Source organism: Billgrantia campisalis (assembly GCF_022341425.1).
Lineage (GTDB): Bacteria > Pseudomonadota > Gammaproteobacteria > Pseudomonadales > Halomonadaceae > Halomonas > Halomonas campisalis.
The window spans coordinates 167,495-185,066 of sequence record NZ_JABFUC010000006.1; the positions used below are offsets into that span (position 1 = coordinate 167,495).

At 68.1% G+C, this 17,572-nt stretch carries 14 protein-coding genes; 12 read left to right on the forward strand and 2 right to left on the reverse strand.

The features are described 5' to 3' along the window. Positions 1–29: 29 nt before the first annotated feature. The 6 genes from HOP52_RS09220 (at position 30) to HOP52_RS09245 (ending at position 7,108) form a co-directional block, all read left to right on the forward strand. Complete coding sequence (locus tag HOP52_RS09220) at positions 30–536, forward strand: hypothetical protein (RefSeq protein WP_238977081.1); 507 nt, start codon at positions 30–32, stop codon at positions 534–536. Positions 537–658: 122 nt separating this feature from the next. Next, the gene (gene luxS / locus HOP52_RS09225) at positions 659–1,195 is read left to right on the forward strand and encodes an S-ribosylhomocysteine lyase (RefSeq protein ID WP_238977082.1); all 537 of its coding nucleotides are present in this window, start codon (positions 659–661) and stop codon (positions 1,193–1,195) included. An 89-nt stretch (positions 1,196–1,284) separates the two neighbouring features. Then, positions 1,285–2,487, forward strand: a complete 1,203-nt coding sequence (locus HOP52_RS09230) for a methyltransferase (protein WP_238977083.1) — start codon at positions 1,285–1,287, stop codon at positions 2,485–2,487. Between the two features lie 216 nt (positions 2,488–2,703). Beyond that, complete coding sequence (locus tag HOP52_RS09235) at positions 2,704–3,651, forward strand: TAXI family TRAP transporter solute-binding subunit (RefSeq protein WP_238977084.1); 948 nt, start codon at positions 2,704–2,706, stop codon at positions 3,649–3,651. Positions 3,652–3,727: 76 nt separating this feature from the next. Then, complete coding sequence (locus HOP52_RS09240) at positions 3,728–6,082, forward strand: TRAP transporter permease (RefSeq protein WP_238977085.1); 2,355 nt, start codon at positions 3,728–3,730, stop codon at positions 6,080–6,082. A gap of 21 nt (positions 6,083–6,103) precedes the next feature. Continuing rightward, complete coding sequence (locus HOP52_RS09245) at positions 6,104–7,108, forward strand: M28 family peptidase (protein WP_238977086.1); 1,005 nt, start codon at positions 6,104–6,106, stop codon at positions 7,106–7,108. Between the two features lie 8 nt (positions 7,109–7,116). Here HOP52_RS09245 and HOP52_RS09250 read toward each other — a convergent pair whose 3' ends face one another. Next, positions 7,117–8,238 (reverse strand): site-2 protease family protein, encoded by a 1,122-nt coding sequence (locus HOP52_RS09250; protein WP_238977087.1) that lies wholly within the window; start codon positions 8,236–8,238, stop codon positions 7,117–7,119. Positions 8,239–8,410: 172 nt separating this feature from the next. Between HOP52_RS09250 and HOP52_RS09255 the strand changes: the two genes are divergently transcribed. After that, positions 8,411–9,379 carry a YbgA family protein gene (locus HOP52_RS09255; protein WP_238977088.1) on the forward strand — a complete coding sequence of 323 codons (969 nt, stop codon included), beginning with the start codon at positions 8,411–8,413 and terminating at the stop codon, positions 9,377–9,379. 22 nt (positions 9,380–9,401) lie between these two features. On the opposite strand, the gene HOP52_RS09260 is transcribed toward HOP52_RS09255, so the two are convergent. After that, positions 9,402–10,268, reverse strand: coding sequence for an SDR family oxidoreductase (locus HOP52_RS09260; protein ID WP_238977089.1), 867 nt, complete (start codon positions 10,266–10,268; stop codon positions 9,402–9,404). Between the two features lie 209 nt (positions 10,269–10,477). On the opposite strand from HOP52_RS09260, the gene HOP52_RS09265 reads away from it, so the two are divergent. The 5 genes from HOP52_RS09265 to HOP52_RS09285 are packed head-to-tail and all read left to right on the forward strand — an operon-like array spanning position 10,478 to position 17,508. Then, on the forward strand, positions 10,478–13,066 hold the full coding sequence (locus HOP52_RS09265; RefSeq protein ID WP_238977090.1) for an ABC transporter substrate-binding protein: 2,589 nt from the start codon (positions 10,478–10,480) through the stop codon (positions 13,064–13,066). Continuing rightward, positions 13,063–14,178 (forward strand): ABC transporter permease, encoded by a 1,116-nt coding sequence (locus HOP52_RS09270; RefSeq protein ID WP_238977091.1) that lies wholly within the window; start codon positions 13,063–13,065, stop codon positions 14,176–14,178. Before HOP52_RS09265 ends, HOP52_RS09270 begins: the two co-directional genes overlap by 4 nt. Beyond that, positions 14,175–15,515 carry an ABC transporter permease gene (locus HOP52_RS09275; RefSeq protein WP_238977092.1) on the forward strand — a complete coding sequence of 447 codons (1,341 nt, stop codon included), beginning with the start codon at positions 14,175–14,177 and terminating at the stop codon, positions 15,513–15,515. Before HOP52_RS09270 ends, HOP52_RS09275 begins: the two co-directional genes overlap by 4 nt. Beyond that, entirely contained in the window at positions 15,515–16,498 is a 984-nt protein-coding gene (locus HOP52_RS09280) for an ABC transporter ATP-binding protein (protein WP_238977093.1), read from the forward strand. The genes HOP52_RS09275 and HOP52_RS09280 overlap by 1 nt, the downstream gene beginning before the upstream one ends. Further along, on the forward strand, positions 16,498–17,508 hold the full coding sequence (locus HOP52_RS09285) for an ABC transporter ATP-binding protein (RefSeq protein WP_238977094.1): 1,011 nt from the start codon (positions 16,498–16,500) through the stop codon (positions 17,506–17,508). Before HOP52_RS09280 ends, HOP52_RS09285 begins: the two co-directional genes overlap by 1 nt. Positions 17,509–17,572 lie beyond the last annotated feature (64 nt).

Genomic DNA, 17,572 nt, shown 5'->3' on the forward strand with positions numbered 1-17,572 from the left:
GCCGCCTGGCGTTGCAACGGGAGCGTATCATGAACGGATGGAAACTCGCCTCGCTGGGGGCGCTGCTGATGGTCGGTCTTGCCCCTGCGTCTCTGCTGGCCGACCGCCTGGCAGGCACCCTCGATGGCAAAGAGTGGCAGTGGTACATCCTCAAGGAGGGCAACGATGCCAATGCCACCTTCACCGATCTGGGCGGCATCTACAGCGTCGATATCCTTGGGGTGGTCGACCCTGACTCCTGGCGCACCCGCGATGGCTTCTCCATCAGCCTCAGCGTGGTGGACGGGGAACTGGTCGATTTCGACGTCATCCACCTGATCAGCACCACGGCGATGCCTCCCGTCTATACCTCGGAAGACGCCGATGTGCGCCTTCGCCTGGAGTCCTTCAGCGTGGAGGGCAACGTGGCCCATGTCGCCGGTCGCGTGGATGGCACCCTGGCGCTGCAGGAGTCCCTCGGCGAGCCGCCGAGCCTGGAAGAGGGGATCGAGGTCGCCGTGGAGTTCGATATTGAAGCCCTCCAGATCGAATTCTGAGCCCATCCATCGCCGGCGGGCACCCCATCCAGCCCAACGATCTGGTATCGTGGGGCGCCTGCGCCATGGTGCTTGTCGCACCGCGCCCCAATGCCTGCATTTCTTGCTACAGGAGTCCTGCCGTGCCCCTACTGGACAGCTTTCGCGTCGACCATACCCGCATGCAGGCACCCGCCGTCCGGGTTGCCAAGACCATGCAGACCCCCTCGGGTGACCCCATTACCGTTTTCGACCTGCGCTTCTGCATTCCCAACCGGGAGATCCTCTCGGAGAAGGGCATCCACACCCTGGAGCACCTTTTTGCCGGGTTCATGCGCGAGCACCTGAACGGCCCGGAGGTCGAGATCATCGATATCTCGCCGATGGGCTGTCGCACCGGCTTCTACATGAGCCTGATCGGCACGCCGTCCGAGCAGGCGGTGGGCGACGCCTGGCTGGCCGCCATGCGGGACGTGACCCGGGTGCCGGGTGCCGATCAGATTCCCGAGCTCAACGAGTACCAGTGCGGCACCTATACCCTGCACTCCCTCGAGGAAGCCCAGGCGATTGCCGCCGATATCCTCGAGCGCGGCGTGACCGTGAACAGCAACGAGGAACTCTATCTCAGCGAAGCGTTCCTCGAGCAGGCGGAAGCCGCTTCGGCCGACAAGCCACAGTGACGCCGCGGCGGGCACCGGCGGGCCGGCCGTTTGCCGGTGGCCGCCGGCTTCATCTGTCGGCTCGATGCAGCGCCTGATGGCCTGAGCCCGTGCCAGTCCCCTACCGCGAGCGCTTCCAGCGGCTGACCGCGCTACTGGCCGAGTGGCGGCCGCTGTGGCAGCCGCTGCCCTTCCAGTACCGTCGGTCGCCCTGGTGCGAGCGCTTTCCCGTCCTGGAAGAGGCGCTGCTGGCGCTCGGCGCTGCCGACTGCGAGCGGCTTCAGCACGCTCCCTTCAGCGATACACCGTTGGCCGCCTGGCTGCCCGTGGCCGAGCTGGCGCAGCAGGTGAGTCTGCCGCCGCTGGAGGCGACGCCGACCGGGCTGCCCCCGGCCTGGTCCCAGCACGTCGGCGGCCGCAAGTGGCGCCAGATCGAAGCCTTCGTGGCGCACACCCGCGCCGAGCCCGGCCAGGCGCTGTTGGAGTGGTGCGCGGGCAAGGGGCATCTGGCCCGCACCCTGGCGCGCCACCGTGGCGCCCCGGTCATGGCGCTGGAGTGGCAGGTCTCGCTGTGTGCCGAGGCGCGTCGTCTGGCCGGGCGGCAGGGCGTGGCGGTGGAGGTGCACCAGCAGGATGTGCTGGCTGGAGAGGCGGCACGCTGGCTGGGGCGGCAGACCCATGTCGCCGCGCTGCACGCCTGCGGCGACCTGCACCGGCGCCTGCTCGAGCTGGCGGTGAGCAGCGGCAGCGCCGTGACCCTGGCTCCCTGCTGCTATCAGCGCACCGCCGTCGAGACCTACCGGCCGCTATCCCGGCAGGGGCGTCAGCTGGCCGCTGCCCATGAGCTGACGCTGTCGCGGGAGGATCTGGCCCTGGCGGTGCAGGAGACCGTGACCGCCCCGCGTAACGTGCGCCTGAAGCGTGAGCGCGCCAACGGCTGGCGGCTCGGCTTCGATCTGCTGCAGCGCGAGATCCGCGGCCAGGATAGCTATCTGCCGGTTCCCAGCCTGGCCTACGGCCGGCTTCCCGAGGGTTTTGCCGATTTCTGCCGCTGGGCGGCCGACCAGAAGGGGCTGACGCTGCCCGAACGCCTCGACTGGGCGGCTCTGGAGCGGGCGGGGCGGCAGCGTCAGCGCGAGGTATCGCGCCTTGAGCTGGTGCGCCACCTGTTTCGCCGCCCGCTGGAAGTCTGGCTGGCGCTGGATCGCCTGCTGCTGCTCGAAGAGGCCGGCTTCGAGATCGAGCTCGGCACCTTCTGCTCGCGTGAGCTGACGCCGCGCAATTTGCTGCTCAGGGCGTCCTTGCCCCTCTGAGGTGGCGCTAGAAACGCGACCCATGGCAGCCGTGCAGCGGTGCGAGTCTGGCCTGGCGCACTACACTAGAGTGTAAATGAGCACACCGTGCAACACGTCTTGTCGGCGAACTGGCCCCATCGCCGATAGAGACGGACGTTGCAACGGGGCGGTGGGTTCAGCCAGGGGCCGCAGGGAGCCGTGTTTCCTATTCCGCATTACCGGGAGGAGGCTGACATGAAACGACTCATCGTAACGCTACTGGCCCTGGCGCTGGCGCTCTTCGCCCATCACGCTACCGCCCAGCGTCAGTTTTTGACCATTGGTACCGCCAGCGTGGTGGGCATCTACTATCCCGTTGGCGGGGCGACATCCCAAATCATCAACCAGGCCGATATCGGCGTGCGGGCCACGGTGGAGGCCACCGGCGGGTCGGCTTTCAATGCCCGGGCCCTGGCTGCGGGCGAGCTCGACATGGCGCTGGCCCAGTCCGACGTGGTCTTCCAGGCCTACGAGGGCCAGGCAGGCTTTGAAGGCGAGGCCGTGCCACAGCTGCGCACCATGATGGGGCTGCATGCCGAGCCGCTGCATCTGGTCTGCGACCGCGATGCCGGTGTCGACAGCGTGCGCGATATCGTTGGCAAGCGGGTCAATATCGGCAACCCCGGCTCCGGCATTCGCTTCACCGTGGAGCAGGCGCTCGAGGCCCTGGATATCAGTCTCGAGGATTTCAATGCCCATAACCTGACGGCTCCGGAAGGCGTCGATTTCCTGCGTGACGGCCGGGTCGACTGCTTCTTCTACACCATCGGCATCGGCGGGGCGGCGCTGCAGGATATCAGCACTACCCGGGACGTGGTCTTCGTGCCCATGGATGAGCCCGAGTTCGAGGCGCTGGTCGAGGAGTTCCCCTACTTTGCCTTTACCGAGGTGCCGGCCAACACCTACCGGGGCCAGGAAGAGGACATTACCCTGTTCGGGGTGAAAGCGCTGTTCGTGACGACCACCGACCTCGATGAAGAGGTGGTCTATGGCATCACCAAGGCGATCCTCGACAACCTGGAGGATTTCACCAAGATCCATCCGGCGCTCAACTTTCTGACCGCGGAGGACTTTCTGACCGGTCTCGGGGCGCCGCTGCATGAGGGCGCCGAGCGTGCCTATCAGGAAGCCGGATTGCTCTGAGGGTGATTCGGGTGACGCCAGGGCTTGCCTGCCGCAAGTCCTGGCGCTGTTGAAGGTATGATCACGGGGTGCCCGCATGACCGAGAAGCATCCTCGCCCGGGACCTCCGGATCCCGAGCCGGATAGCGCTCGTTCTGCCGGGGTCGGTCCCGCCGAGCAGTGGCGGCTCGATGAAGAAGCCGCGCGCGAAGCCCGCCGACTGGTCGAAACCGTCGAGACCGGGGCGCGAATGCCAAGCGGTCCGCTGCTGTGGACGATCGTGGCCATGGCCCTGGCTTGGTCGCTGTTCCAGCTCGCCGTGGCCAGCGTGCTGGCGGTGGATGTGGTGATCCAGCGGGCGATCCATGTGTTTTTCGGTATCACCCTGGCCTTTCTGGTCTTTCCCGCCGTTCGTGGCCGCCAGCGGCCGACGATCTTTCAACTGCTGGTCGTGGGGGGCATCAGCCTGGGGGTCGGAGCCACCGCGGTGATGCTGGTGGCCGAGGTCACGCCGCTGAGTGTGTCCGGCTGGCTGGCGATGGGGGTGGGAGTGGCGCTCAGCGCAGGGGTGCTGGTGTCGCTGCGTCTGGAGCAGCTCCACCGGGTGCCCTGGTTCGACTTTCTGTTCGCCCTGCTGGCCGGGCTCGGCGCCCTCTATCTGGTGTTCGACTACCAGGGCCTGCAGGCTCGCCAGGGCCTGGCGATCGACCGTGAGGTGTGGATCGGCCTGCTGTTCATGCTGCTGCTGCTGGAAGCGACGCGACGCAGCCTGGGGCCGGCGCTGGCGGTGATCGCAGGGATCTTCTTCCTCTACCAGCTGGCCGGGCCGCGTGGGGCCATTCCCTGGCTGGCTCAGTGGATGCCCGACCTGCTGGCCCACCGCGGGGCCAGCCTGGCGCGCGCGATCAGCCAGCAGTACGTGACCACCGAGGGCATCTTCGGGGTGCCGGTGGGAGTCTCGACGGCCTTCGTGTTCCTGTTCGTGCTGTTCGGTTCGATGCTCGACAAGGCCGGGGCCGGCAAGTATTTCATCGATGTGGCCAACTCCTTTCTCGGTCATATGCGCGGGGGGCCGGCCAAGGCGGCGGTGGTGGCCTCGGGCATGACCGGCATGGTCTCGGGTTCGTCGCTGGCCAATGTGGTGACCACCGGCACCTTCACCATTCCGCTGATGAAGCGTACCGGCTACCCGGCCCATAAGGCGGGGGCCTGCGAGGTGGCGGTATCGACCAACGGCCAACTGATGCCACCGGTGATGGGGGCGGCAGCCTTCATCATCGCCGAATTTGTCGGAGTTCCCTATATCGAGGTGGTCCGGGCGGCGGTAATCCCGGCCTTCGTGGCCTATTTCGCACTCTTCTATATCATGCATCTGGAAGCGCTGAAGCTGGGGCTGCACGGCATTCCGCGGGATGAACTGCCACCTCGCTGGAAGACCTTCATCGGGGGCATTCACTACCTGATCCCGGTGGCGGTGCTGGTCTATTTCCTGGTGATCGAACGTCGTACCCCCGGCTATGCGGTGATGTTCGCTATCGTCTCGCTGGCGGGGTTGATACTGGTACAGGAGCCGATCAAGGCCTACCTACAGGGACGTCCGCTGCTGCCGGCCCTACAGGCGGGGCTGGTCACGTTGTTCCACGGACTGATCGCCGGGGCGCGCAACATGGTGGGCATCGCGGTGGCCGTTGCCGCGGCAGGGATCATCGTCGGCTCGGTGAGCCAGACCGGGGTGGGGCTGCGGCTGACCGAGATCATCCAGATCCTCAGCGCGGCGATGGCCGGGGGCATCGGCACCATCACGCTACCGGTGGTCGAGTTCTTCGGCGGCAATGTCGGCGACTTCGATGTCACCACCCAGTTCGTCATCGTGCTGTTGATCACCGCGGTGGCCAGCCTGATCCTGGGGCTGGGCCTGCCGACCACCGCCAACTACGTGGTGATGGCCACGCTGACCGCGCCGGTCATCTACAATCTGGGCAACGAATTCGGCTTTGCCATTCCGCTGCTGGCCGCGCATCTGTTCGTGTTCTTCTTCGGCATCCTGGCCGATGATACGCCGCCGGTGGGATTGGCGGCCTATGCCGCGGCGGGCATCGCCCGCAGCAACCCGATCCGTACCGGTGTGCAGGGCTTCATCTATGACATGCGCACCGCCATCCTGCCGTTCATGTTCATTTTCAACACCCAGCTGCTGCAGATCGACGTCGATGGCTGGTTTTCGATCCTGCATATCTTCGCCAGCGCCCTGGTGGGGATGCTGGCCTTTGCGGCGGGGGTGCAGGGGTTCGTGCGCACGCGTACCCTGGTGGTGGAACGGCTGGTGCTGCTGGGGGTGGCCTTCATGCTGATCCAGCCTAACTGGTTCACCGATATCCTTGGCCTGAGCCTGTATGGTTTGGTCTATCTCTCCCAGTGGTATCGGCTGCGCCGGTCGGCGGGACCGGCCTGATGGCAAAGGGAGGTGCCTGTCATGTGGAATCGACCCCTTGCCCTCGCCCTCATGGGGCTGGTGGGCCTGCTGCTGCTGGTCCTGGGGAGTGGCTACTGGCTGATGTTCCAGATGCCGGGCAGCGCTTTTCGCGGTGAGCCGTCGCCTCTGGATGCCCGGGGCGAGGCCGTGCGGGATCGGTTGCTGGGCCATGTGCGCACGCTCTCCGACGAGATCGGCGAGCGCCACTACTGGCGCCCCGAGGCCCTGCACGCGGCCGCCGATGCCATCGAGGACGCCCTGCGTGAGGCCGGACACGAGCCGCACCGCCAGCCCGTGCCGACCGGGGATGAGACCTTCCACAATCTCGAGGTGCGGCTGCCGGGCCGCGACCGGGCCGACGAGGTGCTGGTCATCGGCGCCCACTACGATACCCTGCGCGGCACCCCCGGCGCCGATGACAATGCCTCGGGCGTGGCGGTGCTGATCGAGCTGGCCCGGCTGCTGCAGGAGGCCGAGCTCGAGCGCAGCGTGCACTTGGTCGCCTTCGTCAACGAGGAGGCGCCCTTCTTCGGCAGCGACGCCATGGGCAGCCTGCGCTACGCCCGTGAAGCGCGAGCCCGGGGCGACGATATCGTTGGCATGATCTCGCTGGAGATGCTTGGCTATTTTACCGATGCGCCCGACAGCCAGCGCCACCCGCCGCTGCTCGACCTTGTCTACCCCAGCACCGGTAACTTCGTGGCCTTCGTCGGCAACCTGGCCTCACGGCGCCTGGTCCGCGAGGCGACCGGCGCCTTTCGCGACCATGCCGAGGTGCCCGCGGAGGGGCTGGCCGCGCCGGAGCTGATCCGCGATATCCGCCGCTCGGATCACTGGGCCTTCTGGGAGATGGGCTACCCGGCGCTGATGCTCACCGACACCGCCAACTTTCGCAACCCGAACTATCACGGCCCGCACGACACCTGGGACACGTTGGACTACGAGACCATGGCGCGGGTCACCCTGGCTCTAGCCCGCGCCGTGGAGGAGCTGGCCCGACCGTAATGCCGCGCTCAGCGGCCGACTTCCAGATAGAGCTCGATGGTGCGCAGCAGCCGCTGACGGTCAATCCAGCCGCTGACGCGGCGGCCCTGCATGACCGGAACCTGATTGAGACTGTGTTCATTCATCAACTGCAGAATGGCGTCGGCCGGGGTGTCGGGGGCCACGTGGTGCAGGGCCTTCAGCGGGGTCATCACTGCGGCTACCGGCGTATCGGGCCACTGCTCGCGGGGAATCCGCTGAGTGTCGCTCAGGCTGATCAGCCCCTCGACCCGGTCGGGGTTGCCCACCATGGCGGCGCGTCGTCCGGCGGGCAGGGCGTGATGATAGACCCAGTCGTCGAGGCGGCAGTCGGCGTCAACGCTGGGTACGCCCGCCTCGGCCAGGTCCCGGGCCACGATGCCCGCGAGCCGCTCACGCATGTCGAACAGGCGACTCTGGGCCTGGGTCATGGTGAGCAGGAACCAGGCGATCAGCATGATCCACAGCCCGCCGACCAGGTTGCCGATGACCAGGATGTTCCACAGCGCCACCCCGAACAGGCCGTAGGCTACCATCCGACCGCTGACCCGGGCGGTCAGGTTGCCCTTGCGCGCATCGCCGGTGACTTTCCATACCAGGGCACGCAGCACGCGCCCACCGTCCAGGGGAAAACCCGGTACCAGGTTGAAGACCGCCACGACCAGGTTGATCAGCGCAAGCCAGCCCAGGGCCACTGACACCGGCTCGTACCACTCGGCGGTCAGCCCGGCCAGCAGCCCGAAGGTGAGCGCCAGGGCAAAGCTGACCACCGGTCCTGCGATGGCGATCCAGAACTCGTCGTTGGCACGCTCGGGGTCACGGACCATCTGTGCCACGCCGCCGAAGACGAACAGGGTGATGGCCCGCACCGGCACCCCGCGGCTGATCGCCACCAGGCTATGACCGAGTTCATGGGCGACGATGGAGGCGAAGAAGACCAGCGAGGTGACCAGCGCCGTGCCGATGGCGGTCGTCATCGACCAGTCGGGATAGTGTTGCTGAAAGCCGGTGCTCATGCTCACCATCAGTAGAGCGAAGATTATCAGCCAGCTGATGTGTATCTCGAAGCGAATGCCGCGGAAATGGCCGAGCACCAGCACGGACTTGAACATCGTCGAACTCCCGGGGTAGCAAGGACAGCGTTCCCCCTAGCCTAGTCGACCGTCCGCCATGACATCGGGACCGCTCGCGTGGCCAGCCGGCACTCTGACACAATGGGCAGGACGCGCGCTCAGGCCGGGCGGCGCGGTGACAGGTGACGAGACGACAGGGGAGAGCGGGTCCATGGCAGAGCAACACGAGTCGTCCCAAGGGATCCCGGTGGGCATCAGCGCCTGCCTGATGGGGGAGCAGGTGCGCTACAACGGCGGTCACAAGCGCTCCCGCTACTGCCTGGAGGTGCTGGCCGAGCGCTTTCGCTTCGAGCCATTCTGTCCCGAGCTGGAGGCCGGGCTGGGGGTGCCGCGCGAGCCCATCCGCCTGGTCGGGGCGCTTGGCGAGCCGCCCCGGGTGCAGGGCACCGTAGACCCGAGCCTCGATGTGACCGATGCGCTCGCCGAGGTCAGTCGCGCCTTCATCGAGGGCCATCGCCACCTGCGCGGCTTTATCCTGATGAAGGGCTCACCGAGCTGCGGCCTCGAGCGGGTCAAGGTCTATCACCACAACGGCATGCCCAGCCATTCGGACGCCGGCGCCTTCGTCCGCGAACTGCGCCGCCACTTCCCCGAGCTGCCGCTGGAGGAGGAGGCGCGCATGAACGATGCCGTGCTGCGCGAGAACTTCATCACCCGGGTCTACGCTTTCGACGACTGGAAGCGCCACGTCGAGGCCCACCCCGGCTATCATGCATTGCTGCAGTTCCACAGCCGCCAGAAGTACCTGCTGATGGCCCATCACGTAGAGACCTATCGCGAGCTGGGGCGCTACCTGGCCGAGTCCAGCAAGCGGCCGCTGGACGAGGTGCTGGCCCACTACCGGCAGCGCTTCATGGCGGCCCTGGCCCGTCCCGCCACCCGCAAGACCCACACCAACGCCCTGATGCATGTGTTCGGCTACCTCAAGGAGGCGCTGGACGGCGAGACCCGGCAGGACCTTCTCGCGTCCATCGAGGAGTATCGCCTGGGCCATGTGGCGCTGGCGGTGCCGGTTCGACTGCTCAACCACTACCTGAAGCGCCACGGCTCGGACTATATCCGCGAGCAGACCTACCTCGATCCCCACCCCTATGAGCTGGGGTTGCGCAACGCCATTTGAGCGACAGTGGTCTCACGCATGTTCAGGCCCGCCGCTCATCCCGGGTGGCGCGCAGCAGCACCCGGTCCAGCGCCGCGGTGCTGAGCAAGCGCTTCAGGGTGCCGAACAGGTGGGTGGGCAGGGTGACGTAGTAGCGTGCCCGGGGGCGGCGGCTCTCCAGGGCGTGGATCAGCGGCTTGACCACCGCCTCGGGTCCCAGGGTGAAGGCGCCGCCGCCATCGCTGCCGGCCAAGCGTTTCTCCACCGCGCGGTAGGTCTCGGCGTGGGCGCTGTGCTCGGCATCGATATTGGCCAGGAAGGCCCGATGGGCGTTCTCCCGGAAGCGGCTGGTGATCGGTCCCGGTTCGATCAGGCTGACCCGGATGCCGGTGCCGGCAAGCTCCTGGCGGAGGGTGTCGGTGAGCCCCTCCAGGGCGAACTTGGAGCAGACATAGGCGCCGCGGTAGGGCAGGGCGGCGAAGCCCAGCACCGAGCTGTTCTGCACGATTCGCCCATGGCCCTGGCGGCGCATGGTGGGCAGCACCCGGCAGGTGAGCTCATGGGTACCCAGCAGGTTGGTCTCCAACTGCTCGCGCAGCACCGAGCGGGAGAGGTCCTCCACGGCGCCCGGCTGGCCATAGGCGCCGTTGTTGAACAGCCCGTCCAGCCGCCCGCCGCTTCGCGCCAGCACGCTTTCCACGCCGTCGGCGATCGACGCGCTGCAGGCCAGGTCCAGGCGCAGTGACTCCAGCCCCTCGTCCCGCAGCCTGGCCACGTCCGTCTCGCGGCGGGCGGTGGCGAAGACCCGCCAGCCGCGCCTGGCCAGGGCATGGGCCGCGGCGTGGCCGATACCGCTGGAGCAGCCGGTGATCAGCACACACCGCCTCGTCGAATCCTGACTCGCTTGCATCTTTCGGCTCCTGAGGCGTGGGGTAGCGCCGCCCTGGCGGGGGCGGGCAGGCATGGCAGGGCGATTGTGCGGTCTCGTCCGCCGAGTGCAAGGCCTCAAGCGTTGAATTTGCCGCAACTCCAAGGTTGTCCACTTGTCTAGGGTATCAGTAAGAATGATGCCATACGTGGGTCACCGACCCTGCCGAGGCACACTGCAGTGGTGGAAACATGAGGGGAGTCGTACTGGCGCTCAGCCTGCTGTTGTTTTTGGCGGTGCTGGCGGTGGCGCTTCGCCCGGCGTTCACCACGCCGGCGCGTCAGCCGCCGATACAGGGCGAGGTCAGCGACGCCGTGGATTCGGCGCAGCTCGAGGGCCGCCGCGGGGCGCTGGTGGACCAGCTGGTGTTCACCCGCGAGGCGGAAGTCGGCCGCGTCACTGGGCTGATCGAGGCGGGCACCCACCAGCTCTTCACCCAGGGCATCTCCAGCCCCACGGTGTTCAACCGCCTGCGCGACTCCCTGCACACCGCCTATGACCTCTCCTACGGCACCTCCAGCGAGCTGACCCTGAACCCCGCCGGGCCGGAGCTGGCCGACGGCTCCCTCAATCCCTTCCATGTGCCGGCCATCCGCGAGGCCCTGAATCGCCTGATCAACCGCCGCCATATCGCCGAGGAGATCTACGGCGGGCTGGCGGTGCCCCGCTACCTGCCACTCTCCACCGCCTTTCCCGACTACGCGCGCCTGGCCGATGTGGCCCGCGAGCTGGAGCTGCGCTACGCCCACGACCCGGAGGCCGCCATCGAGGTGATCCACCGCGAGATGGAGGCGCTGGGCGCCCGCTTCGATGAGGGGCAGTGGTGGTATGCGGGCGAACCGGTACGCCTGCGGGTGCTGATCCGCACCGAAGACGAGCGTCGGCGAATCGGCGACTACATCGCCAACCTGATGGAGGATATCGGCTTCGTCGTCGAGCGGCGCTATCGCACCGCCGAGGAGGCCTCGCGCCTGTGGATCGCCAGCGACCCCCGCGCCGGGCACTGGCACCTCTACACCGGCAGCTGGATCACCACCGTCATTCAGCGCGACCAGGCCGAGGGCTTCAATTTCTACTACACCCCCCGGGGCCGCGCCGAGCCGCTGTGGCAGGCCTATGAGCCGGTGGCTGAGTTCGACGAGCTGGCTGACCGCCTGCAGCGGCGCGACTACGCGACCTGGGAGGAGCGCCAGGCGATGATGGCGCGGGCCCTGGAGCTGGCGCTGGAGGACTCGGTGCGCATCTGGCTGGTGGACCAGCTCAACGCCTCGGCGCGGGCCGCCAACGTCGAGGTGGCGGTGGACCTCGCTGGCGGACTCTCCGGGTCGGCGCTGTGGCCCTACACCCTGCGCTATACCGACCGGGTGGGCGGGCAGATGGTGTTCGGCACCCCGGGCATCCTCACCGAGCCCTGGAATCCGGTGGCGGGCAGCAACTGGGTCTTCGACACCATGCTGATCCGCGCCACCCAGGATCCGGTGGTGATGCCCGACCCCTTCACCGGCCTCTATCTGCCTCAGCGGCTCGCGGCGGCCGAGGTCACCGTGCAGCAGGGCGTCCCCGTGGAGCGTACCCTGGACTGGCTGAGCGTGGAGAGCGCCGAGGTCATTACCGTGCCCGACGAAGCCTGGATCGACTGGGACGGCGAGGCGGGGCGCTTCATTCCCGTCGCCGACAAGCATCCCGACGGCATCACCGCGCGGACCCGGGTGCGGGTGACCTATGACCCGACGCTCTTCGAGCAGCGCTGGCACGACGGCTCACGCCTCTCGCTGGCCGACTTCGTGCTGCCGTGGATCCTGACCTTCGAGCGCGCCAATGAGCAGAGCCCGCTGTTCGATATCGCCCACCTGCCGGTGTTTGAGGCCTTCCTGCGGCATTTCCGCGGCTGGCACATCGTCGCCGAGGACCCGCTGGTCATCGACATCTACAGCGACCAGATCTACCCCGATGCCGAGACCATTGTGGCGGCCAGGGCGCCGACGCCGACGCCCTGGCATACCCTGAGCCTGGGCATGCTCGCCGAGGGCAGCGGCGAGCTGGCGTTCTCCTCCAACAAGGCCGACCGCCTGCAGGTGGACTGGATGAGCCTGGTGGCGGGCCCCAGTCTGCCGATTCTCGAGCGCCACCTGCGCGAGGCCCGCGAGCGCGGCACGCGGCTCTACCCCGAGGTGCTGGGCGAGTGGCTCGATGACGACGAGATCGCCGCGCGCTTCGCCGCGCTGACCGACTGGCACGCCGAGCGCGGCCACTTCTGGATCGGCAACGGCCCCTTCCAGCTGCACTCGGTTCACCCGGTGGAGGGCAGCGTGGTGCTGCGCCGCTTCGCCGATTTCCCGGACCCGGCCGACAAGTGGCTGCGCTTCACCACGCCCATGGTGCCGGAGCTGACGCTGGATGGCCCCATGGTGGTGGAGAGCGGCCGCGTGGCCGTGGGAGCGGACAACGGCCCCTGGGCCGCCGGCGGCGGGGAGGGGCTGGAAGGCGCCGACTTCCAGCTGTCCGTGACCTTCGAGGGCGAGCCCTATCCCCAGGAGGCCATCGAGCAGGTGCAGTATTTGCTGTTCGACGGCCGCGGCGAGCTAGCCCGGCGCGGCCAGGCCGAGGCTCAGGGCGACGGCCAGTGGCGCATCCGGCTGTCGCCGGAGGCCCTGGCGGCACTGGGCGTCGGCGCCAACAGCCTGGAGCTCGCCGTCACCAGTCGGCGGGTGGCGCTGCCGGCCTTCGCCTCCCATGTGTTTGCCACGGTGCCGCGCGGCGGCATGGAGAATGCGCGATGAACGATTCCCCTATGGCGCCGCCGCCCCGCCGCGGCCTGCTGCGCGACCTGCGGCACATGCTGCTGTTTGCCGGCAAGCGCCTGGTGGCGCTGCTGCTCACCGTGCTGGTGGGGGTCTACCTGACCATCGTCATCGCCAACATGGGCGGGCAGGTGGACGAGCTGCGCCTGGTGCAGATCCGCAGCCAGGCCGCCGAGGCGGTGCGCGCCGACCCCGCTTTCCAGGACCTCTCCTCCGAGGAGCGCAACGAGCTGATCAGTCGCCAGGTGTCGCTGGAGGTGGAGCGGCTGCGCCTCGACCAGCCCTTCGTGGTGCGCAGCGTCGACTACCTGCAGCGGGCCATGCGGCTCGACCTGGGGCGCGCCGAGCAGATGCACAGCGACCGCGGCTCCCGGGAAGTCTACGACATCATCGTCGAGCGGCTTCCGGCCACGCTGCTGCTGTTCGGCAGCGCCAACCTGCTGGTGTTCTTCGTCTCGGTGTTCGCGGCGCTGTTCCTGTCACGACGCTACGGCAGCACCCTGGATCGCAGCGTGATCGCCCTGGCCCCCACCTCGGCGGCCCCGGGCTGGTTCTACGGCATCTTCCTGATCCTGCTGTTCGCCTTCGTGGTGCCGGTGCTGCCGGCGGGCGGCATGGTCACGGCACCGCCGCCGGAGGGGCGCTGGGACTACGCCGCCAGCGTGCTGCGCCACATGCTGCTGCCGCTGGTCGCCATGTTCCTGTCGTCGATCTTCATCTCCATCTACTCCTGGCGCACCTTCTTTCTGATCCACTCCAGCGAGGACTATGTGGAGATGGCCCGCGCCAAGGGCCTGCCGTCGAACCTGATCGAACGGCGCTACATCCTGCGGCCGACCCTGTCGCCGATCATCACCAGCTTCCTGCTGATGCTGATCGGCCTGTGGAGCGGGGCGATCATCCTCGAGCAGGTGTTCAACTGGCCGGGGCTGGGCTCGCTGCTGTTCCAGGCCATCGGCCACCGCGACACCCCGGTGATCATCGGCGGGGTGGTGATCTTCGCCTACCTGCTGGCCGTCACGGTGTTCCTGCTCGACATTCTCTACGCGCTGCTCGACCCGCGGGTGCGCATCGAAGGAGGGCGGCGATGATCGGCGCACGCTGGCGAGAGCACTGGGAGGAACTGCGCCGCTACCCCTCGGCGCTGGTGGGCATGGCGATCATCGCCCTGCTGGTGGGCCTGTCCCTCTACACCGTGATCGCCATTCCCTACTCCCAGGCCCTGGAGAAGTGGCGCGGGGGCGAGCCCTGGCAGCTGCACCCGGTGAACGCCGCGCCGGTGTGGCTCGACCGGCTCACCGGCGGCCGCGAGGCGCGCACCCTGATCGCCTCCAGCGAGGACGCCGAGGTGGAGGAAGTGCCCTTCGAGGGCGGACGGCGCCTGCGTATCCCCCTCGAGGTCGACTACGACTACGCCGGCTTTCCCAGTGAGCTCAATCTCTTCCTGCACGCCGAAGGGCATCCGCAGCGCCCCTTCGCGCGGCTGGCGTGGCAGACCCCCGACGGGCGCGAGATCGCCCTGGGCGGCCACCGCATCGGGCGGGAGGATCGTATCTCGCTGTCCCAGGACCGTGCCCTGGAGCGGCGCCTGGGCGGCCTGGTCCCCCACGTTGGCCTGCTGGCCGACCCCGAGATCGAGGGCGAGCCTCAGGTCCTGCCCGGTCGCTACCGGCTGCTGCTCGACGCCGTGGTGTTCGACGATACCGCGGGCATCGATGCCGAGCTGGTGCTCTACGGCCGGGTGCACGGCATTGCCGGCACCGACCACCAGCGGCGCGATCTCAGCCTGGCGCTGATGTGGGGCACCCCGGTGGCGCTGGCCTTCGGCCTGCTGGCGGCGGTGGGCACCACCGTGACCACCCTGGTGATCGCCGCGGTGGGCGTCTGGTATCGCGGCTGGGTGGACGCCGTGATCCAGCGGCTCACCGAGGTCAACATGATCCTGCCGCTGCTGCCGATCCTGGTGATGGTTGGCACCCTCTACTCCACCAGTATCTGGCTGATGCTCGGCGTGGTGGTGGTGCTGGGCATCTTCAGCGCGGGGATCAAGATGTACCGGGCGATGCTGCTGCCGATTCGCGAGGCGCCCTATATCGAGGCCGCCCGGGCCTATGGCGCCGGCAACCTGCGCATCGTGATGCGCTACATGATCCCGCGTATCCTGCCGGTGCTGATCCCCACCTTCGTCACCCTGATTCCCACCTTCGTGTTCCTGGAGGCCTCGCTGGCGGTGCTGGGCCTGGGCGACCCGGTGCTGCCCACCTGGGGCAAGGTGCTCAATGACGCCCAGTCCCAGAGCGCACTCTACAACGGCTACTACTACTGGGTGGTGTCGCCGGCGGTGCTGCTGATGCTCACCGGCCTGGGCTTCGCCATGCTCGGCTTCGCCCTGGACCGGATCTTCAATCCGCGACTGAGGAGTCTGTGATGGGCGATGCGCCGCTGCTTCGTGTGGACGACCTGCAGCTCCACTACCAGACCCGGCAGGGCGTGGTGCACGCCGTGGACGGTATCGACTTCGAGCTCAAGCGCAACGAGGCGCTGGTGGTGCTGGGCGAGTCCGGCTGCGGCAAGAGCTCGCTGGCCAAGGCGCTGATGCGGGTGCTGCCGCGCAACGTCCATCATCAGGGAGGGCGGGTCCATCTGGGCGACACCGAGCTCACGGCGCTCTCCGACGAGCGCTTTCGTCGCGAAGTGCAGTGGTCGCGCATGGCGCTGGTGATGCAGGCCTCGATGAACGCCCTGAACCCGGTGGTCAAGGTGGGCGAGCAGGTCGCCGAGCCGCTGCGGGTGCTGCGCCGCTGGCCGCGGCGCCAAGCCCTGGCGCGGGCCGCCGAGGTCTTCGCCCTGGTCGGCATCTCGACAGACTTCATGACCCGCTATCCCTTCGAGCTCTCCGGCGGCATGCGCCAGCGGGCGGTGCTGGCCATGGCGCTGGTCGCCGAGCCGGAGCTGGTGATTCTCGACGAGCCCACCTCGGCGCTGGATGTGCTGACCCAGGCGAGCATCATGAACGCCCTGAAGCGCGTCAAGCGCGAACTGGGCACCAGCTTCATCCTGATCACCCACGACGTGGCCACCTCCAGCGAGCTGGCCGACCGGGTGGCCTTGATGTACGCCGGGCAGCTGGTGGAAGTCAGCGACGCCGAGCGCTTCTTCTCCGACCCCGCCCACCCTTATTCGCAGATGCTGATGGCCAGCGTGCCCAAGCTGCGCCAGCGCAGCCGCCCCCAGGCGATTCCCGGCCAGCCGCCGAGCCTGTTCGAGCCGCCCGCGGGCTGCCGCTTCGCCGCGCGCTGCCCGCATCGCTTCGCGGCCTGCTCCCGCGACCCCCGGGCGATTCGGCTGGCCGAGCGCCATCGGGTGCGCTGTTGGCTGCATGACGACACCCAGGCCGGAGGAGGGGCGTGATGGCGACATCCCGGGCCGATTTACCCGCCAACGCCGAGGCATCGCTGCTCAAGGTGCGCGACCTGCACACCTGGTTCGAGCTGCGCCAGTGGGGCTTTCTGCGCGTCGGCGCCGTGCATGCGGTGGACGGGGTGAACTTCACCCTCGAGCGCGGCGAGGCGGTGGCCTTCGTCGGCGAGAGCGGCTGCGGCAAGAGCTCCCTGGCCCGCACGCTGCTCGGGCTGCATCGCCCGACCCGCGGCTCGGTACGCTTCGCCGGGCGTGAGATGCAATCGCTCAGCCCCGCCGAGCTCAAGGCCTACCGGGCCGAGGTAGGCTATGTCCAGCAGGACCCCTACGGTGCGCTGCCACCCTTTCTCGACGTGCGCCGCATCCTCGCCGAGCCGCTGATCGTGCATGGCATCAAGGACCGGCAGGAGCGCGAGCGGCGCATCCGCGCGGTGCTCGAGGAGGTGCGGCTCTCCCCGGCCGAGGAGTATCTGGGCAAGTTTCCGCATATGCTCAGCGGCGGCCAGCAGCAGCGGGTGGTGATCGCCCGGGCGCTGATCCTGGCGCCTTCGATGATCATCGCCGACGAGCCGGTGTCGATGCTCGACGCCTCGGTGCGCGTCGAGATCCTCAACCTGCTGCGCGGCATCCAGGCACGGCGCGAGCTGACCCTGGTCTTCATCACCCATGACCTTTCCACGGTGCGCCACTTCGCCGAGCGGATCTTCGTGATGTATGCCGGCCAGGTGGTGGAGAGCGCCGCGGTGGATGAGCTGCTCGACCATCCCCAGCACCCCTATACCCAGGCGCTGCTCGCCGCCATCGCCGACCCCGACGCGGCCAACGCGCGCCGGCTGCGCGAGGTGCCGGCGGGCGAGCCGCCGAGCCTGATCCAGCCCCCCACCGGCTGCCGCTTCCATCCCCGCTGCCCCCACGCCATGGCCGGGCTCTGTGACCGCGACGACCCGCCCGACTTCACGCCCCGCGAGAACCACCTCTCGGCCTGCTGGCTGCACCGCTGAGCGGCTCGCCTGGCGGCTCGCCCTGCTACGCTTTAGTCAACGTTGCCGGTCGGCAGCCACGAGC